14 protein-coding genes are annotated in these 18,291 nt (G+C 68.6%); 11 read left to right on the top strand and 3 right to left on the bottom strand.

Features of this window, described 5'->3' with window-relative positions; genetic code table 11:
• The first annotated feature begins 860 nt into the window (after positions 1-860).
• From ABZU74_RS29400 to ABZU74_RS29385, 4 genes are all read left to right on the top strand, one after another.
• The gene (locus ABZU74_RS29400; protein WP_355430598.1) at positions 861-3,212 is read left to right on the top strand and encodes a non-reducing end alpha-L-arabinofuranosidase family hydrolase; all 2,352 of its coding nucleotides are present in this window, start codon (positions 861-863) and stop codon (positions 3,210-3,212) included.
• Positions 3,213-3,426: 214 nt separating this feature from the next.
• Positions 3,427-4,680, top strand: coding sequence for a ricin-type beta-trefoil lectin domain protein (locus ABZU74_RS29395; RefSeq protein ID WP_355430498.1), 1,254 nt, complete (start codon positions 3,427-3,429; stop codon positions 4,678-4,680).
• Positions 4,681-4,987: 307 nt separating this feature from the next.
• Entirely contained in the window at positions 4,988-5,944 is a 957-nt protein-coding gene (locus tag ABZU74_RS29390) for a GNAT family N-acetyltransferase (RefSeq protein WP_355430495.1), read from the top strand.
• Positions 5,941-6,405, top strand: coding sequence for a barstar family protein (locus ABZU74_RS29385; RefSeq protein WP_355430492.1), 465 nt, complete (start codon positions 5,941-5,943; stop codon positions 6,403-6,405). The genes ABZU74_RS29390 and ABZU74_RS29385 overlap by 4 nt, the downstream gene beginning before the upstream one ends.
• A 210-nt stretch (positions 6,406-6,615) precedes the next feature.
• Here ABZU74_RS29385 and ABZU74_RS29380 read toward each other — a convergent pair whose 3' ends face one another.
• Both ABZU74_RS29380 and ABZU74_RS29375 read right to left on the bottom strand, forming a co-directional pair.
• Positions 6,616-8,640 carry a heavy metal translocating P-type ATPase gene (locus ABZU74_RS29380; RefSeq protein WP_355430595.1) on the bottom strand — a complete coding sequence of 675 codons (2,025 nt, stop codon included), beginning with the start codon at positions 8,638-8,640 and terminating at the stop codon, positions 6,616-6,618.
• A 308-nt stretch (positions 8,641-8,948) separates the two neighbouring features.
• Positions 8,949-9,284 (bottom strand): hypothetical protein, encoded by a 336-nt coding sequence (locus tag ABZU74_RS29375; RefSeq protein WP_355430489.1) that lies wholly within the window; start codon positions 9,282-9,284, stop codon positions 8,949-8,951.
• Positions 9,285-9,502: 218 nt separating this feature from the next.
• Between ABZU74_RS29375 and ABZU74_RS29370 the strand changes: the two genes are divergently transcribed.
• Complete coding sequence (locus tag ABZU74_RS29370; RefSeq protein WP_355430487.1) at positions 9,503-10,843, top strand: glycosyl hydrolase family 18 protein; 1,341 nt, start codon at positions 9,503-9,505, stop codon at positions 10,841-10,843.
• A 169-nt stretch (positions 10,844-11,012) separates the two neighbouring features.
• Here ABZU74_RS29370 and ABZU74_RS29365 read toward each other — a convergent pair whose 3' ends face one another.
• Positions 11,013-11,963 carry a BadF/BadG/BcrA/BcrD ATPase family protein gene (locus tag ABZU74_RS29365; RefSeq protein WP_355430484.1) on the bottom strand — a complete coding sequence of 317 codons (951 nt, stop codon included), beginning with the start codon at positions 11,961-11,963 and terminating at the stop codon, positions 11,013-11,015.
• Positions 11,964-12,059: 96 nt separating this feature from the next.
• Between ABZU74_RS29365 and ABZU74_RS29360 the strand changes: the two genes are divergently transcribed.
• The 6 genes from ABZU74_RS29360 (at position 12,060) to ABZU74_RS29335 (ending at position 18,173) form a co-directional block, all read left to right on the top strand.
• Positions 12,060-12,977 (top strand): MurR/RpiR family transcriptional regulator, encoded by a 918-nt coding sequence (locus ABZU74_RS29360; RefSeq protein ID WP_355430481.1) that lies wholly within the window; start codon positions 12,060-12,062, stop codon positions 12,975-12,977.
• A complete protein-coding gene (locus tag ABZU74_RS29355; RefSeq protein ID WP_355430478.1) occupies positions 12,974-13,723 on the top strand; it encodes an SIS domain-containing protein in 750 nt (249 codons plus the stop codon). The genes ABZU74_RS29360 and ABZU74_RS29355 overlap by 4 nt, the downstream gene beginning before the upstream one ends.
• Before the next feature lie 61 nt (positions 13,724-13,784).
• Positions 13,785-15,164, top strand: coding sequence for an N-acetylglucosamine/diacetylchitobiose ABC transporter substrate-binding protein (gene ngcE, locus ABZU74_RS29350; RefSeq protein ID WP_355430475.1), 1,380 nt, complete (start codon positions 13,785-13,787; stop codon positions 15,162-15,164).
• On the top strand, positions 15,164-16,072 hold the full coding sequence (locus ABZU74_RS29345) for a sugar ABC transporter permease (RefSeq protein WP_355430472.1): 909 nt from the start codon (positions 15,164-15,166) through the stop codon (positions 16,070-16,072). The genes ngcE and ABZU74_RS29345 overlap by 1 nt, the downstream gene beginning before the upstream one ends.
• Before the next feature lie 95 nt (positions 16,073-16,167).
• The gene (locus tag ABZU74_RS29340) at positions 16,168-16,956 is read left to right on the top strand and encodes a carbohydrate ABC transporter permease (RefSeq protein WP_355430592.1); all 789 of its coding nucleotides are present in this window, start codon (positions 16,168-16,170) and stop codon (positions 16,954-16,956) included.
• 38 nt (positions 16,957-16,994) lie between these two features.
• Positions 16,995-18,173 (top strand): glycosyl hydrolase, encoded by a 1,179-nt coding sequence (locus tag ABZU74_RS29335; protein ID WP_355430469.1) that lies wholly within the window; start codon positions 16,995-16,997, stop codon positions 18,171-18,173.
• The last annotated feature ends 118 nt before the right edge of the window (positions 18,174-18,291 follow it).

The following is an 18,291-nucleotide window of genomic DNA, read 5'->3' as shown; positions in this document are numbered from 1 at the left end:
GATTTGGTTACCGCCTTCCGGCACGAATTTTCAGCCGCCCAGCCGGCTGGGCACCGGTGTTTCAGTACGTGTGCGGCCGTCTCCGCACCGTCACGTTTCCCTTGCCGATGGCGGTGAGGGAAAGGACGCCGACCTCGTGGCGAACGGCACCGCGCCGGCGGCGACCGACTCGCCGTCGACGACGCCGGTGACCGGCCCACGCCGGGATGAGCCCGGGCACAACCCGTACAGCGTCCTAGGAGGTTAGGTCGTTGAATGTCTTCAGCCCCGCCAAAACAGGCCGATATCAACGGCCACAGCCCGACCAGCCGGCCGCCGCGGATGAACTCCGAACAGGGGTCGACCAGCCACGGTGCGCGGGGGCTCGCGCCCCACCGCGCTGATCCGTAACAGGCCCGAAACTACCGGTTGAAAAGTCTGGAATTTTCTGCCAGCCTGAGAGCCATCGACAAGTGTGAACGTTAACAAGATCACCGCAGTACTGGAGGCGCTCCACGCGACCGTCAGGCCCACCCACCCGCCAGGTGACCTCGTCCACCACCGAAAGATCCCGGCACCCGCAACCATTCTCCGACGGGCGACCGGACCTGCACGTCACCGCCCTTCACCCACTGGTCAGGTAGCCCAGCCGACTCGCCTCCGGGCGTACGCCTGACGTGGGTTCCGGCCCACTCGGGCGGACTCACCATCGTGGCCACCGCCATCCGAGCAGGGCCTCCCACTGGAACAGCGACAGGAATCTCCTACCCCACCACTGGAGGATCAGCATGGTTTCCCGGACCCGTCCCACCGGGCGCACCCGGCTACGAACACTCACTCTTTCCGGAACAGCCGCGATAATTCTGGCCCTTGTCGTGTCGCTGCTGCCCAATCTGGCCCAGGCCGCCGAGACGACCCTCGGTGCCGCCGCGGCCCAGTCCAGCCGGTACTTCGGTGCCGCCGTCGCCGCGAACAAGCTCGGCGACAGCGCCTACACGACGATCCTGAACCGCGAGTTCAACGCCGTCACTCCCGAGAACGAAATGAAGATCGACGCGACCGAGCCGCAGCAGAACAACTTCACCTTCGGCAACGCGGACCGGATCGTGAACCACGCCCTCTCCCGGGGCTGGAAGGTCCGCGGCCACACCTTGGCCTGGTACTCGCAGCAGCCGGGCTGGATGCAGAGCATGGAGGGCACCGCGCTGCGCAACGCGATGCTCAACCACATCAACCGGGTGGCCGGCTACTACCGGGGCAAGATCTACTCGTGGGACGTGGTGAACGAGGCGTTCGAGGACGGCAACAGCGGCGCCCGTCGTAACTCGAACCTTCAGCGCACCGGCAACGACTGGATCGAGGCGGCGTTCCGCGCCGCCGACACGGCGGACCCGGACGCGAAGCTCTGCTACAACGACTACAACACCGACAACTGGACCTGGGCCAAGACTCAGGCCGTGTACAACATGGTGCGCGACTTCAAGCAGCGCGGGGTGCCGATCGACTGCGTCGGGTTCCAGTCGCACTTCAACGCCAACTCGCCGTACAACAGCAACTACCGCACGACGCTGTCCAGCTTCGCCGCCCTCGGGGTGGACGTGCAGATCACCGAGCTGGACATCGAGGGCTCCGGCACGACGCAGGCCAACACCTACCGCAGCGTGGTCAACGACTGCCTTGCCGTGGCTCGCTGCAACGGGCTCACCGTGTGGGGTGTGCGGGACTGTGACTCGTGGCGCTCCGGCGGCACTCCGCTGCTCTTCGAGTGCAACGGCAACAAGAAGGCCGCCTACACGGCCACCCTTGAGGCGCTGAACAGCGCGGGCCCCGGGACCACCCCCACGCCCACCACGCCGGGTCCGACTCCCACCGTCCCTCCGGGCTCGGCCAGTGAGATCGTCGGCACGCAGTCCGGCCGGTGTATCGACGTACCCAACGCCTCGACCACCAACGGCACCCGGGTCCAGCTCTACGACTGCAACAAGCAGACCAACCAGGCCTGGACCTACACCTCAACCAAACAACTCCAGGTGTACGGCAACATGTGCCTCGACGCCGCAGGCACCGGCAACGGCGCAGCAGTCCAGATCTACAGCTGCCACAGCCAAACCAACCAACAGTGGAACATCAACTCCAACGGCACCATCAGCAACGTCCAATCCGGACGATGCCTGGACGCCTGGAGCACCAGCAACGGAGCCCAGATCCAGCTCTACGACTGCCACGGACAAGCCAACCAGCAGTTCAAGCTCGCCTCCGTCGGCGGTCCCACCCAGACGCCGACGCCGACGCCCACCACGCCCACGCCCACGCCGACCAGTGGCCCCTGTGATCTGCCCTCCTCGTACCGCTGGTCGTCGACGGGCGCGCTGGCGCAGCCGAGGTCGGGATGGGTGTCCCTGAAGGACTTCACCCACGCGCCGTACAACGGCCAGCAGTTGGTCTACGCGACGACGCACGACACGGGTACGACCTGGGGCTCGATGAACTTCGGTCTGTTCTCGAATTTCAACCAGATGGGGTCGGCGTCGCAGAATCAGATGCCGTTCGCGGCGGTGGCGCCGTCGTTGTTCTACTTCGCGCCGCGCAACGTCTGGGTGTTGACCTATCAGTGGGGTGGGCCGGCGTTCTCCTACCGCACGTCGACCGACCCGACCAACGTGAACAGCTGGTCCGCGGCACAGACGCTGTTCACCGGGAGCATCTCCAACTCCAGCACCGGCCCGATCGACCAGGCGATCATCGGTGACGACCAGAACATGTACCTGTTCTTCGCCGGGGACAACGGCAGGATCTACCGGGCCAGCATGCCCATCGGGAACTTCCCGGGCAGCTTCGGGTCGAACTACACGACGATCATGACCGACTCGACGAACAACCTGTTCGAAGGGGTGCAGGTCTACAAGCTCCAGGGGCAGAACCGGTACCTCATGCTCGTCGAGGCGATCGGCGCGAACGGGCGCTACTTCCGGTCGTTCACTGCCACCAGCCTGGGTGGTACGTGGACGCCGCAGGCCACGTCGGAGAGCAACCCCTTCGCCGGCAAGGCCAACAGCGGCGCCACCTGGACCAACGACATCAGTCACGGCGAACTGATCCGCAGCAACGCCGATCAGACCATGACCGTTGACGCCTGCAACCTGCAGCTGCTCTACCAGGGTCGTTCTCCCAGCTCCGGCGGCGACTACGGCCTTCTGCCGTACCGGCCGGGTCTGCTGACGTTGCAACGCTGACGACCGGACACAGCCAGGGCGGGCGGGCCCGGCGCAAAAGCGAGCCCGCCCGCCCCACACCACCCACCGCCAGGAGGTACCGACAGTGCGAGGACACGGACACCACCCTCCGCCCTCGGGGAACAGCCATGCTGACCGGACGTCCCGCCGATCTCGGGGACGGCTGGTCAAGCTCGCAGCGGCCGGGATCGCAGCCGCGGTCGGGTTGTTCACCATGACGGTGGCGACCGGGTCGGCCTCGGCCGCCGACAACCCGTACCAGCGGGGCCCGGACCCCACCCAAACCAGCGTCACCGCCGTGAACGGCCCCTTCGCCAACACCTCGGTCAGCGTCCCGACCGGGTACGGCTTCAACGGCGGCAGGATCTACTACCCGACCGACACCAGCCAGGGCACCTTCGGGGCCATCGCGATCTCGCCGGGTTACACCGCGTTGTTCTCCGCCGAACTGGCCTGGATGGGACCGTGGCTGGCCTCGCACGGCTTCGTCGTGATCGGCATCGAGACCAACAGCCGCAACGACTTCGACACGGCCCGAGGCACCCAGTTGCTCGCCGCACTGGACTACCTCACCCAGCAGAGCCCGGTACGCGACCGGGTCGACCCCAACCGGTTGGCGGTCGCCGGTCACTCCATGGGCGGCGGTGGCGCACTGAGCGCGGCCACCAGGCGCTCGTCGTTGAAGGCAGTGGTGGGCATCGCGCCGTACTCGCCGTCGTCGAACCTGGCCAACGACCGGGTGCCCACCATGATCTTCGCTGGGCAGGCGGACACGGTGGTCACCCCGTCCTATGCCACCGGCCTGTACAACAGCCTCCCGGCCACGACGGAGAGCGTCTACCTGGAGGTCGCCGGCGCCGATCACGGGTTCATGGTCGGACGGCCGAACCCGGTGATGGTCCGGACCATGCTGCCGTTCGTCAAGATGTTCATCGACAACGACACTCGGTACAGCCAGTTCCTCTGCCCACTGCTGGACTCCAGCGGCGTGGTCACCTACCGCAGCACCTGCCCGTTGCTGCCCACGACGCCGACCACCCCGACGCCGACCCCCACCGATCCGCCGACCGTCCCGCCGGGCTCGGCCAGTGAGATCGTCGGCGCCCAGTCCGGCCGGTGTATCGACGTACCCAACGCCTCGACCACCAACGGCACCCGGGTCCAGCTCTACGACTGCAACAAGCAGACCAACCAGGCCTGGACCTACACCTCAACCAAACAACTCCAGGTGTACGGCAACATGTGCCTCGACGCCGCAGGCACCGGCAACGGCGCAGCAGTCCAGATCTACAGCTGCCACAGCCAAACCAACCAACAGTGGAACATCAACTCCAACGGCACCATCAGCAACGTCCAATCCGGACGATGCCTGGACGCCTGGAGCACCAGCAACGGAGCCCAGATCCAGCTCTACGACTGCCACGGACGAACCAACCAGCAGTTCAAGCTCGCCTCCCTCGCACGATGATCACGGCCGACTTCGCGCACAACCTGATCGAGGGTGTGCACATCCACCAGCGGTAGGCGAGATCGAAAGCCCCGGAACAGACCGCAGTGGAACGGGCGGGCTCGGCGTCACGCCGGGTCCGCCCGCATCACCCCGCCAGTGGGCGGCGGTGCCGCCGGCCAGGGCAAGAAGTCGGACAGGACGACCTGAACTGAGGCGGCGCGGGCCCAGCCGGTTGGTCAACCATGCCGGCTGACTCAGCGCTCGTAGGTCCTCGGCCGCACAAAATTCCCGCGTGGACGTGCTAAGCGGTGGTTAGCGTACGCGGATGAGCATTGTCCCGATGGCCGGACTGCGGCTGCGATTCTGCACCGATCCGGGCGATTTCCTGGCTGCTGCGGGTGACTACCTGAGCGCCGATCCGGTCGTCAGCACGGTCGTGACCACCGTCGCGCACCGGCTGTTGTCGCAGCGGGCCGACGGTATCTCGCAGCCCGACCACACCTGGTGGCTGGTGGTCAGCGACGACTCCGGCACGGTGGTCGGTGCCGGGATGCGTACCGCACCGTATGCCCCCTACCCGCCGTTCCTGCTGCCCATGCCGGACGAGGCGGCCGTCGCACTGGCCCACGCGCTGCACGGGCGCGGGGAGGAGGTCCTCGCGATCAACGGGGCCCTGCCTGCCGTTGACCTGTGCGCCGCCGAGCTGACGCGGCTCGGCGGGGGTCGAGTCCAGGTCACCCAGCACACCCGGTTGCACGAGCTCGGCGAGCTGACCTGGCCGCCACCGGTGCCGGGCGGCTTGGCGGTCGCGACCGAGGACGACGTGGCACTGGTCACGCAGTGGTTCGCCGCGTTCATGGGCGACGCCGACGAACAGGCGGGCCGCCCGAGCGGTGCCAGTGCGCACGACATACCCGATCACCCGGAGATTCTGCGCCGCCTCCACGCCGGACGGCTGTGGTTCTGGGTCGACGAGACAGGGCAGCCGGTGCACCTCACGGGTGCCAACCCGCCGTCGTTCGGGGTGGCCCGGGTGGGCCCGGTGTACACGCCACCGGCCCAGCGCGGGCGTGGTTGGGCCAGCAACGCGGTCGCCGAGGTCTCCCGGCGAATCCAGGCCGAGGGTGCCCGGGTGTGCCTGTTCACCGACCAGGCCAACCCGACGTCGAACAAGATCTACGCCGCCCTCGGCTACCGGCCGGTCGTCGACATGGCCAACCTTGTCATCGTCCGCGAGGCGCTGAGCTCGTGGAACCACGTCGACCCTGGTGCGGCGCAATGACAGGCGGCTGGCGGAGCAGGGCCACCGATCAGGTCGTGGTCTGCTCGCGCGGTGCCCTGGTCGAGCTGACGGCGGTGTTACCGGCAGCGGGCAGGTTCGTCGTTGCGCGGCTTGACGCGACGAGGATGACGGATGCGGACCATGTCTTCTACGAGTTCTCCGACGCGCTGTGCTTCCCCGGTTACTTCGGCTGGAACTGGAACGCGTTGTCCGATTGTCTCCGTGATCTGAACTGGTTGCCCGCGGAGGGCTATCTCGTCGTTGTCGAGAACGCGCCCCGGTTGCTGCCAACCAGTGCCGAGGATCGGCACACGCTGTTCCAGATCCTGGCGCAGGCCGTTCATCACTGGGCGAGCCCGTTCGGCCAGCCGGAGTTCACGGTGCTGCTGCTCTGCGACCACGACGACGAGGCGGCGCTGTTGCGACAGGAGATCGCCGACGCGGTCCACAGAATGCGGTGAGACCGCGCGACGCCGCCCGCCATTTGCCCATCGGCATGCGCGGACGTCGGTCCACCGAGATGAGCACAACGTTGAAGACCACGCAGGCCCTCACCCGACAGAACCCGGCCAGATCAGGCGGTCGCGGAGGCTGCCTTCGGAGTAACAGGAAGCGGATTGCCGAATGTGGCAATGCACGAACGGTCCATGCTGATTGCGGTGTCGGGCGCCTCACGCTGGCGTGCCAGCGCCGGAGCCTTCGGGGCGAACGTGCGAGTTGGGTCTGAGATCCGGGTGGCGCAGTTGCACGCGTCGCAGCAGTTGGGCGTTGAGCGCAACCACGATGGTGGAGGCGGACATCAGCACCGCGGCGACCGCGGGGCTCAGGCTCACGCCGGCCCACGCCAGAGCGCCGGCGGCCAAGGGCAGGGCGACGACGTTGTAGCCAGCGGCCCAGGCCAAATTTTGGATCATCTTGCGGTAGGAGGCGCGCGAGAGCCGGATGACCCCGGTGACCCCGCGCGGGTCGGAGGAGGCGAGCACCACGCCCGCGGATTCGATGGCGACGTCGGTGCCGGCGCCGATGGCGATGCCGACGTCGGCGCGGGCCAGCGCGGGAGCGTCGTTCACGCCGTCACCGACCATCGCCACCCGCAGGCCCCGGCGTTGCAGCTCACCGACCGCCTCGTCCTTGTCGGCGGGCAGCACCTCGGCGAACACCTCGTCCTCGCCGGGCCTGAAGCCCAGGTCGGCGGCGACCGCCTCGGCCACCGGCCGCGCGTCCCCGGTAATCATGACGATCTTGCGGATGCCCTGCTGACGCAGGTCGGCGATCGCTTGCCGCGCCTCGGGGCGGATCTGGTCCTCAAGGGCGAGGGCGCCGATGACGCTTGCCTGTGCGCCGTCGAGACGCAGCAGGTGCAGTACCGCCGCTCCCCGCCGGGACCACCCGGCACGGTGCTCGTCCAGGTCGCCGGGCGCCGTGGCGTCGAGTTCGCGCAGCAGGGCAGGTCCGCCGACGGCGTAGCTGACGCCGTCGACGTCGGCGCGCACCCCGCGACCGGTCAGCGACCGGAAACCGGTCGCGGTGCGCCGGGCGCCCTGCTGGGCGGCGGCGGTGACGATGGCCCGTGCGAGGGGGTGTTCACTGTCGGCCTCGACCGCCGCCGCAACGGCCAGTACGTCGGTCTCGCTGACGCCGCCGGTGGCGGCGACACCGGCGACGACGTGCTCGCCGCGGGTCAGGGTGCCGGTCTTGTCGAACAGCACCGTGTCGATGGTGCGCATCCGCTCCAGGGCGAGGCGGTCCTTGACCAGGATGCCGCCCTTCGCGGCCACCGCGGTCGACAGGGCGATCACCAGCGGGATGGCCAGCCCCAGCGCGTGCGGGCAGGCGATGACCAGCACCGTGACGGTGCGGACGACGGCCTCGTCGAGGTTGCCGACCAGTGTCCAGATCAGCAGCGTCGCGGCGGCAGCGGCGGTGGCGATGTAGAACAGCCAGGCCGCAAACCGGTCAGCGAGAACCTGCGCCCTGCCGCTGGACTGCTGGGCCTGCGCGACCAGGCGTTGGATGCCGGCCAGGGCGGTGTCCTCGCCGACGGCCTCGACGCGCACCCGGATGGCCGCGTCGGTGGCGACGGTGCCGGCTACCACCCGGTCGCCGTGTTCGCGGCCGACCGGCCGGGACTCGCCGGTGATCATCGACTCGTCCAACTCCGCGCGGCCGTCGGTGATGCGCCCGTCGGCCGGAACCCGCCCGCCCGGGCGTACCAGGATCACGTCGCCGACGCGCAGGTCGCTGACCCGCACTCGTTCGGGCTGACCGTCGCCACCGAGGCGTTCGGCGTCGTCGGGCAGCAGCGCGGCCAGGGCCGACAGGGCGCCCTGGGCCTGACCGATGGCCTTCATCTCCTGCCAGTGCCCGAGCAGCATGATCGTGACCAGAGCCGCCAGCTCCCACCAGAAGTCCAGGTCGAACACGCCCAGCGCGGTCGCCGCCGAGGCCACGTACGCGACGGTGATGGCCATCGCGATCAGCAGCATCATCCCCGGCGCCCGGTCACGGACCTCCCGCACCGCGCCCTGCAGGAACGGCCACCCGCCGTAGACGAACACCACAGTGCCCAGCACCGGGCCCACCCAGTCGACGCCCGGAAAGTCCAGCCGATAGCCGAACCAGTCCATCACCATGTGACTGGTGGCGACGATCGGCACCGTCAGGACCAGGCTCAGCCAGAACTTGCGCCGGAACATCTCCGGGTCGTGCCCGGCGTGCTTGTCATGCCCGGCGTGTCCGGCATGGCCGCCGTGGGCGCCGGGCTGTACCGGCTGTCCGCTCGGGTCCCCTCGGCGGCTCCCGTGATCACCGTGGTCGCCGTGTCGGTCCACCGTCTCATCCGAGGGCTGCATCCGGTGGTGCTCGTTCTCGTGCGACATCCTCATCGCCTCCTCACCCTCACGATATACCCCCTGGAGGTATCTCCGTCCAGGTGTGTCGATGTTCCGGACGTCACCCACGTGTGAACCCAGCATTGTCAGCGGCGCAGGACGGAAGACCGTAGTTAGTCCACTTCGCCACCAAAGGAGCAGCGGTCAACGGCGTCGGAGGCAGACCCCCTCTCCGGAGTCGCGAGTGCATGCCCCGCAGTGCTGTCCACGTGCTCGGGAACGTCACCCTCGTGGCGATCGCCGGTGGTGGAGGTCCCGGTCGGTTCGAACATGAGGATCGAGCCGCCCGGGCGATGACGGCTTGTGTGCCGTTGCTCGCCCCGGGTGTGGGCGATCCGCACGTCATAATCGTTGACCCGGGTCACGATCCGCGGGCTGTCTTTGTCGTCGAACGACGCAAGCGCCTCGGACAGATTCACGGCGGTCAGGTGGACGGGAGTGATCGACATGAGCCGAGCCTCCGCCAGGGCCACCGCGCGACCAGGCCCACCTGACCCGGCACTTCCGCCGACACACCTCCACCCCCCGGCCCGATACGCCTCGGCCGAGTGGCCAGCAGCGCGGCTACACTCCCCAACCTCCACGGATCTGTAAACAATCCTTGATATTTAGCGTCACGAACGTCAATATGTGGAGGTCGCGGGTCGTCGAACCCTGGGAGTGAGCCATGAGAAGCCGTCGGATTTTCGCAGTGGTGGCGGGGGCGGCGCTGACCGTCACGGCCGCCGTCGCCTTCGTCCCCAGCAGCATGGCGGCCGTGTCCTCGGCCGCCGCCGTCCCGATGGTCGCCTGCACGGCCCCGGCCTGGGCCGAGGGCACCACCTACCAGGCTGGTGCCCAGGTCACCTACGGCGAAAGGCTCTACCAGGCCCTGGTCACCCACACCGCGTACCCCGGCGCCGGCTGGAACCCCGCCGCGACCCCGTCGCTCTGGCGTGACCTGGGCGCGTGCTCGGGAAGCACCCCGCCGCCCACCACGCCACCACCGACGACCCCGCCGCCCACCACGCCACCACCGACCACACCTCCCCCCACCACGCCGCCGCCCACCGGCGGGACCTGCGCGGTGAAGTCGCGGCCCACCGGCAAGGTGCTGCAGGGCTACTGGGAGAACTGGGACGGGGCCTCCAACGGCGTACACCCCGGCCTCGGCTGGATCCCGATCACCGACAGCCGGCTCAACCAGCACGGCTACAACGTGATCAACGCGGCGTTCCCGGTGATCCGCTCGGACGGCACGGTCCTCTGGGAGAACGGCATGGACGCCGGCGTGAAGGTGGCCACCCCGGCCGAGATGTGCCAGGCCAAAGCGGCCGGCGCCACCATCCTCATGTCGATCGGCGGGGCCGCCGCGGGCATCGACCTGAGCTCCAGCGCGGTCGCCGACCGGTTCATCGCGACGATCGTGCCGATCCTGACGGCCTACCACTTCGACGGCATCGACATCGACATCGAGACCGGCCTGACCGGCAGCGGCAACATCAACACCCTGTCCACGTCGCAGGCCAACCTGATCCGGATCATCGACGGCGTACTGGCCCGGATGCCCTCGAACTTCGGCCTGACCATGGCCCCCGAGACGGCCTACGTCACCGGCGGCAGCGTCGTCTACGGCTCGATCTGGGGCTCGTACCTGCCGATCATCAAGAAGTACGTGGACAACGGCCGACTCTGGTGGCTGAACATGCAGTACTACAACGGCAGCATGTACGGCTGCGCCGGCGACTCGTACCCGGCGGGCACCGTGCAGGGCTTCACGGTGCAGACGCAGTGCCTGAACAACGGCCTCACCATCCAGGGCACCACCATCCGCGTGCCGTACGACAAGCAGGTCCCGGGCCTGCCGGCGCAGATCGGGGCGGGCGGCGGCTACCTGTCGACGTCGTTGGTCACGCAGGCCTGGAACTCGGTGCCCGGCCTCAAGGGTCTGATGACCTGGTCGGCGAACTGGGACGGGTCGAAGGGGTGGACCTTCGGCGACAACGTGAAGCGCCTGCAGGGGCGCTGACGGGTGACGGGCCGGGCCCACCGCCAGTCGGCCTCCCGGCCGGTGCGGGCCCGGTCCCGTGCCGGCGACGCCCGCGTCGGTAGCGCACGGCGATCTCCACTCCTTGCACGTGTGGCAGCGACGCGGGAGGTCACCTGGCGCTGCCAGGGCACGCAGGACGGTGGTCCGGTCAGTATCCGGCCAGGGACGCTTCACGATCGGGTCGAAGCAGGCGATGGTGCAGGCGCGCCGCCTCCTCCTGGCCGGTGATCTGACGTAAGGCGAGCCAGGCGGCCCCGATCGCCGGATCCCGGGCGGTCGCGGCCGGGACGGCGAGGGTGGCCAGGACTGCCGTTCGCACGGGTGTGGCGTTGGTCAAAAGGCTGCCGGCGAGCACGACGGGTCCGTCCGGTGGGCCCAACTCGTCGAGCGTGGCGACCAGTCGAGTGGCGGCTTCGGCGGTCAGCCGCTCGGCGAGGGCATCGCCGGCCGTGGCGTACGCGCAGACCAGGGGTGCCAGCGCGGCGAATGCCGCGGGTTCCTGGCGGCCGGCCCAGTGCACGAGTTCGTCGCAGCTGGTCACGCCCGCCTGCGCCGCGATCGTTGCTGCCAGCCCGCCGTCCATCGTGGGACCCGACCAGGCCCGGGCGATCGAGCGAACCGCCTGTAGGCCCAGCCACATGCCCGAGCCTTCGTCTCCGAGCAGCCAGCCGAGGCCGTCGGCGGTGCGGCTGACGCGCCAGTCGTCGATTCGGGCGGCGACCGCGCCGGTGCCGGCGATGAGCACCGCTCCCGAGGGCGCCGACGTGCCTGCCGCGAAGGCCGTCACCGCATCGCCGACCATGGCGATCGGGCAGGTGAGTCCGCATTGGGCCCACTCGACGGTAAAGGCCGCCGTTATCCCCGGATCCGCCATGATGCCCGCGCCGGCGATGCCTGCGACGCCGCTGCGCACGGATGCCGGGTCGTGCTCCCCCAGGGCCTCGCGCACCGCCACGCCGATGGAGCGAGCAGCCGCTGTCCCCGCAGCCGTCGGGTTGCCCGCACCCGCCGTGCCGCGCCCCACCACGGTGCCGTCCACTGTCGCCACGACCGCCCGGGACGCCGTGCCTCCGGCGTCAACGCCCAGTACCAGAACCATGCACAAAATCGAAGCATAGAAATTATATATTGACTAGACGTCGATGTGGTCGTAATTTTCATGCTCGTAGTTAATCGATGGAAAGGACGATCACTGGTGACGGGTGAGAGTGGCGGGCTGCTGGTGCGGCTCCGCATGGAGGGACCCACAATGCCGGAGGCCCTGGCGAAGATCGCCGAGGCCATCCTCGACGATCCGGAGACGGCGGCGCACGCCAGCATCGTCGACCTGGCCGAACGATCCGGGACCTCCACCGCGACGGTCACCCGCTTCAGCCGGGCACTCGGCTTCAAGGGGTACGCCAACCTGCGCGTGGCCGTCGCGACCGAGACCGGGCGCGCCGAGCAGGCACGCTGGGAGACCGACATCTCCGGGGACATCGCGCCGGAGGACCCGATCGGCGGCGTCCTCGACGTGATCACCGCCGCGGACACCCGGGCCATCCAGGCGACCGCATCCGGCCTGGACACGGCCGCTGTCGAACGGGTGGCGGCCGCGATCGCCGCCGCCGGCCGAGTGGAGATCTTCGGGCTGGGCAGCAGCGGCACCGCCGGCAGCGAGATGGCGTTCCGGCTCGAACGCATCCGCATCCCGGTGCGGTACCGCGCCGACACCCACACCGCACTCACCAACGCCGCACTGCTCGGGCCGGGCGACGTCGCGATCAGCCTGTCGCACTCCGGTCGGACCCGAGAGGCGATCGAGATGCTGGCCGAGGCCGCCGATCACGGCGCGCTGACCGTGGCGGTCACCTCGTACGCCCGCTCACCCCTGGCCGAGGTCGCCGACGTCGTCTTCACCACCTCGGTGCACGAGACCACGTTCCGGCTCGCCGCCCTCTCCGCGCTGCACTCGCAGTTGCTGATCCTCGACCTCATCTACGTCGCCGTCGCGCAGCGCACCTACGAGCGCACCGCCGAAGCTCTCGAACTCACCGTGCGGGCCGTCGACGCACACCGGATGCCGGACACCAATGCGAACCGCAAGCGAGCACGGAAGGAAAAGCCGCTGTGACGATCACAAGCGCGGACTATGTCGAGGTCATCACCAAGGCCATCGAACGTGTCGGCAACAACCAGGGCGACCAGGTGGCGCGGGCCGCCGATCTGCTGACCGCTACGCTGCAGGCCGGCGGCGTGATTCAGGCGTTCGGCTGCGGACACTCCGAGGCACTCGCCATGGAGATCGCCGGTCGGGCCGGCGGCCTCGTGCCCACCAACAAGATCGCCCTCCGCGACATCGTCCTGTACGGCGGCGAGCCCACGAGCGTGCTCGGTGACCCGCAACTCGAGCGCACGCCCGACATCGCGCACCGCCTTTACGCACTCGCCCCGATCAAGCCCGACGACGCGTTCGTCATCGCCTCGAACTCCGGCGTCAACGGCGCGGTAGTGGAGATGGCGCAGTTGGTGAAACAGCGCGGGCACGCGCTGATCGCGATCACTTCGGTCGAGCACTCCGCCCGGGTCGAGTCGCGGCACGACAGCGGGCTCAAGCTCGCCGACCTCGCCGACGTCGTGCTCGACAACGGCGCACCGTACGGCGACGCGTCCCTCGACTACGGCGATGGCGCTGTCGGGGCCGTCTCGTCGATCACCGCGGCACTGCTGGCCCAGCAGATCGTCACCGAGGTGGTGGCACGGCTGCTGGCGCTCAACGTCACCCCGCCGGTCTACCTCTCCGACAACGTGCCGGGCGGGCGGGAGCACAACAAACTCATCGAAGCGCGGTACGCCGGCCGCATCCGGCGTACCGCATAGGGAGAAGGCCCAGCTGATGAACCGTTCACCCGTATCCGGACCGTATCCAACGAGACGAACCGTGCTGCGCGCGGCGGCGACCGCCGGTGTCGCGCTGCCAGTGCTGAGCGCCTGCGTGACCAGTGGTGGCGACGACCAGGACCGAGCCGCCGGCAACACCGGCGCCAAGAGCGCCGACAATCCGTTGGGCGTCAAGGCGGACGCGCCACTCGAGGTCGTGATCTTCAAGGGCGGCTACGGCGACGAGTACGCCAAGCGCGCCGGGACGCTCTACACCCAGAAGTACGCGGGCGCGAAGATCGACCATCAGGGCATCCAGAAGATCGGCGAGGCGTTGCAGCCTCGATTCGTCGCGAACACCCCTCCGGACGTCGTGGACAACACCGGTGCCAGCCGCCTCGACATCGCGACGCTGGTCTCCGCCAAACAGGTGAGTGATCTGAGCGAGCTGCTCGACGCTCCCGCCTACGACGACCCGGGCCGGACGGTACGCGACACGTTGCTACCCGGCGTGATCGACGACGGCACGTTCGACACGGTGCCGCTGACGCTCAACTTCACCTACACCGTCTGGGGCCTCTGGTATTCCAAGCCGCTCTTCGCGGCGAAGGGCTGGACCTTCCCGACGACGTGGGAGGAGATGCTCACGCTCTGTGCCACGATCAAGGCGGCCGGCATCGCACCGTGGACGTACCAGGGCAAGTACCCGGAGTACATCAACGACCCGCTGCTCGGAATGGCCGCCAAGACCGGCGGACCGTCGCTGGTCAAGGCGGTGGACAACCTGGAGCCGAACGCCTGGAAGGCGCCGGGTCTGCTCGGCGCGGCCGAGGCGTTCGCCGAGCTGGCCGGCAAGGGTTACCTCATGCCCGGCTCGGAGGCGCTGTCGCACACCGAGGCGCAGGCGGCATGGTCCCAGGGCAAGGCGGCGATCATCCCCTGCGGGTCCTGGCTGGAGAGTGAGCAGAAGGGCGTCACGCCCGCGAACTTCGACATGGTCATGGCCCCGGTCCCCGCACGGACGACGGCGGACGCCCTGAAGCACACGGCGGTGCAGGCGGCGAGCAGCGAGTCGTTCCTGGTGCCGGCGAAGGCCAAGAATCCCGCCGGCGGTATGGAGTATCTGCGGATCCTGTTCTCGAAGCAGTCGGCGAAGGCGTTCGCCGAGACCGCCGGGACCCTGCCCGCCGTCGCCGGGGCCACCGACGGTCTCACGCTGAGCAGCGGCCTCGGCTCGGTCCGCGACACGGTCCGGGCGGCCGGCACCGAGACCTTCACCTACCGCTTCCGCACCTGGTACGCGCCGCTGGCCAAGGCCGTCGACGACGCCACCGGCGAGCTGGTGAACAAGCGGATCACCGCAACCCAGTGGTCGGACCGGATTCAGAAGGCGGCCGACGGGCTGGCCAAGGACTCCACGGTGAAGAAGTACACCCGCTGATGAGACACGGTCGGTGGCGGTTCCTGGCCGGCGCGCTGGTGCCCGCGCTGGTGCTGCACGCCGTGTTCGTGCTGTCGCCGTACGCGCAGGCCTTCTACCTGTCACTGACCGACTGGACCGGCGTTGCCGGCGAGGCGCGTTTCGTCGGGGCGGGCAACTACGCCCGCCTCGGCGGCGACTCCCTGTTCCTGCACGCGGTCCGCAACAACGCGGTGATGCTGGTCGTGGTGCCGCTGGTGACCATCGGCATCGGGTTGTTCCTGGCGAGCATGATGCACCTCGGTGGCCGCGGTGGGAGGCGGGGGATCGCGGGCTCCGGGGCGTACCAGATCGTCTATTTCTTTCCGCAGTTGTTGTCCCTGGTGGTCATCGCGGTGCTGTGGAGTTTCGTCTACAACCCCAACACCGGCCTGCTGAACGGGGCGCTGCGGTCGGTCGGCCTGGACGGGTTGACCCGGAGTTGGCTCGCCTCGCCCTCCCTGGCGTTGATCGCGGTGATGGCGGTGCTGGTCTGGTCGTCGGTGGGCTTCTACGTGGTGCTGTTCAGCGCGGCGATCGACAGTATCCCGCAGGAACTGTTCGAGGCGGCGTTGCTCGACGGAGCCGGCGGCTGGGCGACGTTCCGTACTGTGACGTTTCCGTTGGTGCGAGAGAGCGTGCACGTCGCGTTCGTGTATCTCGGCATAGCGGCGCTGGACGCCTTCGCCGTCGTCCAGGTGATGACCGTCGGGCCCGGTGGGCCGGACGGTGCGACCGAGGTGATCGGCTTGTCGCTCTACCGCAACGCCTTCCAGTACGGGAAGTTCGGCTACGCCTCGGCCATGGGTGTCGCGCTGTTCTTCGCCACGCTGACCCTGGCCGTGCTGGCGCTGCGGTCGGGCCGCAAGGAGAGGCTGGAGCTGGCATGACCGTGACACGTGAGCCAGCGGCGGCGGTCGGTGCACGGCCCGCCCCGGTACGTCGCGTCCGGCGCCCCGGGGCCGCCTTTCCGGTGCACCTCGCCATGCTGGCCTGGGCCGTCGTCACCGCGCTGCCGCTGCTCTGGGCGGTGGTCAGCTCCTTCAAGACCGACGACGAGATCCTCAACGAACCGTGGTCCCTGCCTGCCGCACCACAGTTCGACAACTGGTCACGGGCGTGGACCCAGGCCAGCATCGGCCGCTACTTCCTCAACAGCGTCATCGTCGTGGGTGGCGCGCTCCTGCTGACCATGCTGTTGGGCTCGCTGGTCGCCTATGCCCTGGCACGCTACGAGTTCCGCGGTAACCGGCTCATCTACTACACCTTCGTCGCGGCGATGTTCTTCCCGGTGTTCCTGGCGTTGGTGCCACTGTTCTTCGTCGTCCAGCAGCTGGGCCTGCTGGGCACGTACCACGGTCTGATCCTGGTCTACGCGGCGTACGCCGTACCTTTCACTGTCTTCTTCCTGCACGCGTTCTTCCGCACGCTGCCCGGCGAGGTGGCGGAGGCGGCGTTCGTCGACGGTTGCTCGCACGGCGGGGTGTTCTTCCGCGTGATGCTGCCGATGGCCCGGCCGGCCCTGGTGGCCGTCGGCATCTTCAATTTCCTCGGGCTCTGGAACCAGTACCTGCTGCCACTGGTTCTCAATCCCGACCCGGACCGGTACGTCCTGGCGCAGGGTCTGGCCGCCCTGTCGGTCAGCCAGGGGTATCGCAGCGACTGGAGCGGCCTGTTCGCCGGTTTGACCATCGCCATGCTGCCGGTGCTCGTCGCCTACGTCGCGTTCCAACGGCACATCCGCGCCGGTATGACCGCTGGCGCGGTCAAGTAGGTCCCCTGTCCACACCCACCCATCGGAGGACACGGCTCATGCGCATCGACAAACGTAGATCAATGGGGTTCGCGGGATCAGCGGCCCTGCTCGGCACGCTGGCAGTCTTCAGCAGCGCACCGAGTGCCTCCGCCGCCGAATGCGGCTACCTGTTCGACGACTTCTCCTACACCTCGTCGAGCGACAGCTCCCTGACCGCACACGGCTGGACCCCGCGCAGCTACTCCGGTGGTCCGGGCGTCCCCGGGGCGACCTGGTCGCCAAACAGCATCACCTTCCCCACCGTCAGCGGCCAGAAGGTCATGCAGCTCAGCGCCTCGACCGACGGCACCGGCGCCGGCACCAACCAGGCGGAGCTCTACAGCACCCAGAAGCGTTACCTCGAGGGCACGTACGCCAGCCGCGTGCGCTTCACCGACACCCCCACCAGCGGCAACGACGGCGACCACATCAACCAGACGTTCTTCACCATCAGCCCGTTGAACGGTGACCTCGACCCGACCTACAGCGAGCTGGACATTTCCGAATACCTACCCAACGGCGGGTGGGGCGAGACCGGCCCGATCAACTACCAGACCACCTGGTACACCTACCGCAACGACCCCTGGTACGCGGACAACGTGCACTCGGAGCAGCGCAGCAGCCTCAACGGCTGGCACGACCTGGTGGCGACGGTGGCGAACGGCCATGTCATCTACTACATCGACGGCGTGCAGGTGGGCGACCATTCGGGCAAGTTCTATCCCCGGCAGACGATGACGATCAACTGGAACCTCTGGTTCATCGACACGGCGGCCCACACCGGTGGGCTGAGCACCTACATCCAGCAGGTCGACTGGGTGTTGTTCGCGAAGAACCAGGTCCTGACCCCGGCGCAGGTGACGTCGAAGACGGCGGCGTACCGGACGGCGGGCAGCACGTTCGCGGACACGGTGGCCACGACGGGCACCTGCTCGAACCCGACCAACCCACCGACCACGCCACCGACGACTCCGCCCACCACGCCGCCGCCGGCCGGCAGCTGCGCGACCGCGCCGGAATGGGCCTTCGCCACCGCCTACACCGGCGGCCAGACGGTGAAGCACGAGAAGAGCAGGTACGGCGACCCGAGCGGCCCGCCGTCGGGCGACGGCAAGCACCTGTGGCGGGCGCGGTACTGGACGCAGGGTTCCGAGCCGGGCTGGACCCAACAGTGGGAGGATCTCGGCCGCTGCTGAGCGGCAACTGAAACGACGGTAACGGACGGGCCCCCCGCCGGAACCGCCGACGGCCCGCCCGCCGAACACCGCGGGTTTGAGCTCACGGGTGGTGGTAAGACTTGTTAACCCCCACACC

The organism is Micromonospora sp. NPDC005171 (assembly GCF_040608575.1).
Lineage (GTDB): Bacteria > Actinomycetota > Actinomycetes > Mycobacteriales > Micromonosporaceae > Micromonospora.
This window is presented reverse-complemented; position numbering and strand designations above follow the sequence as displayed.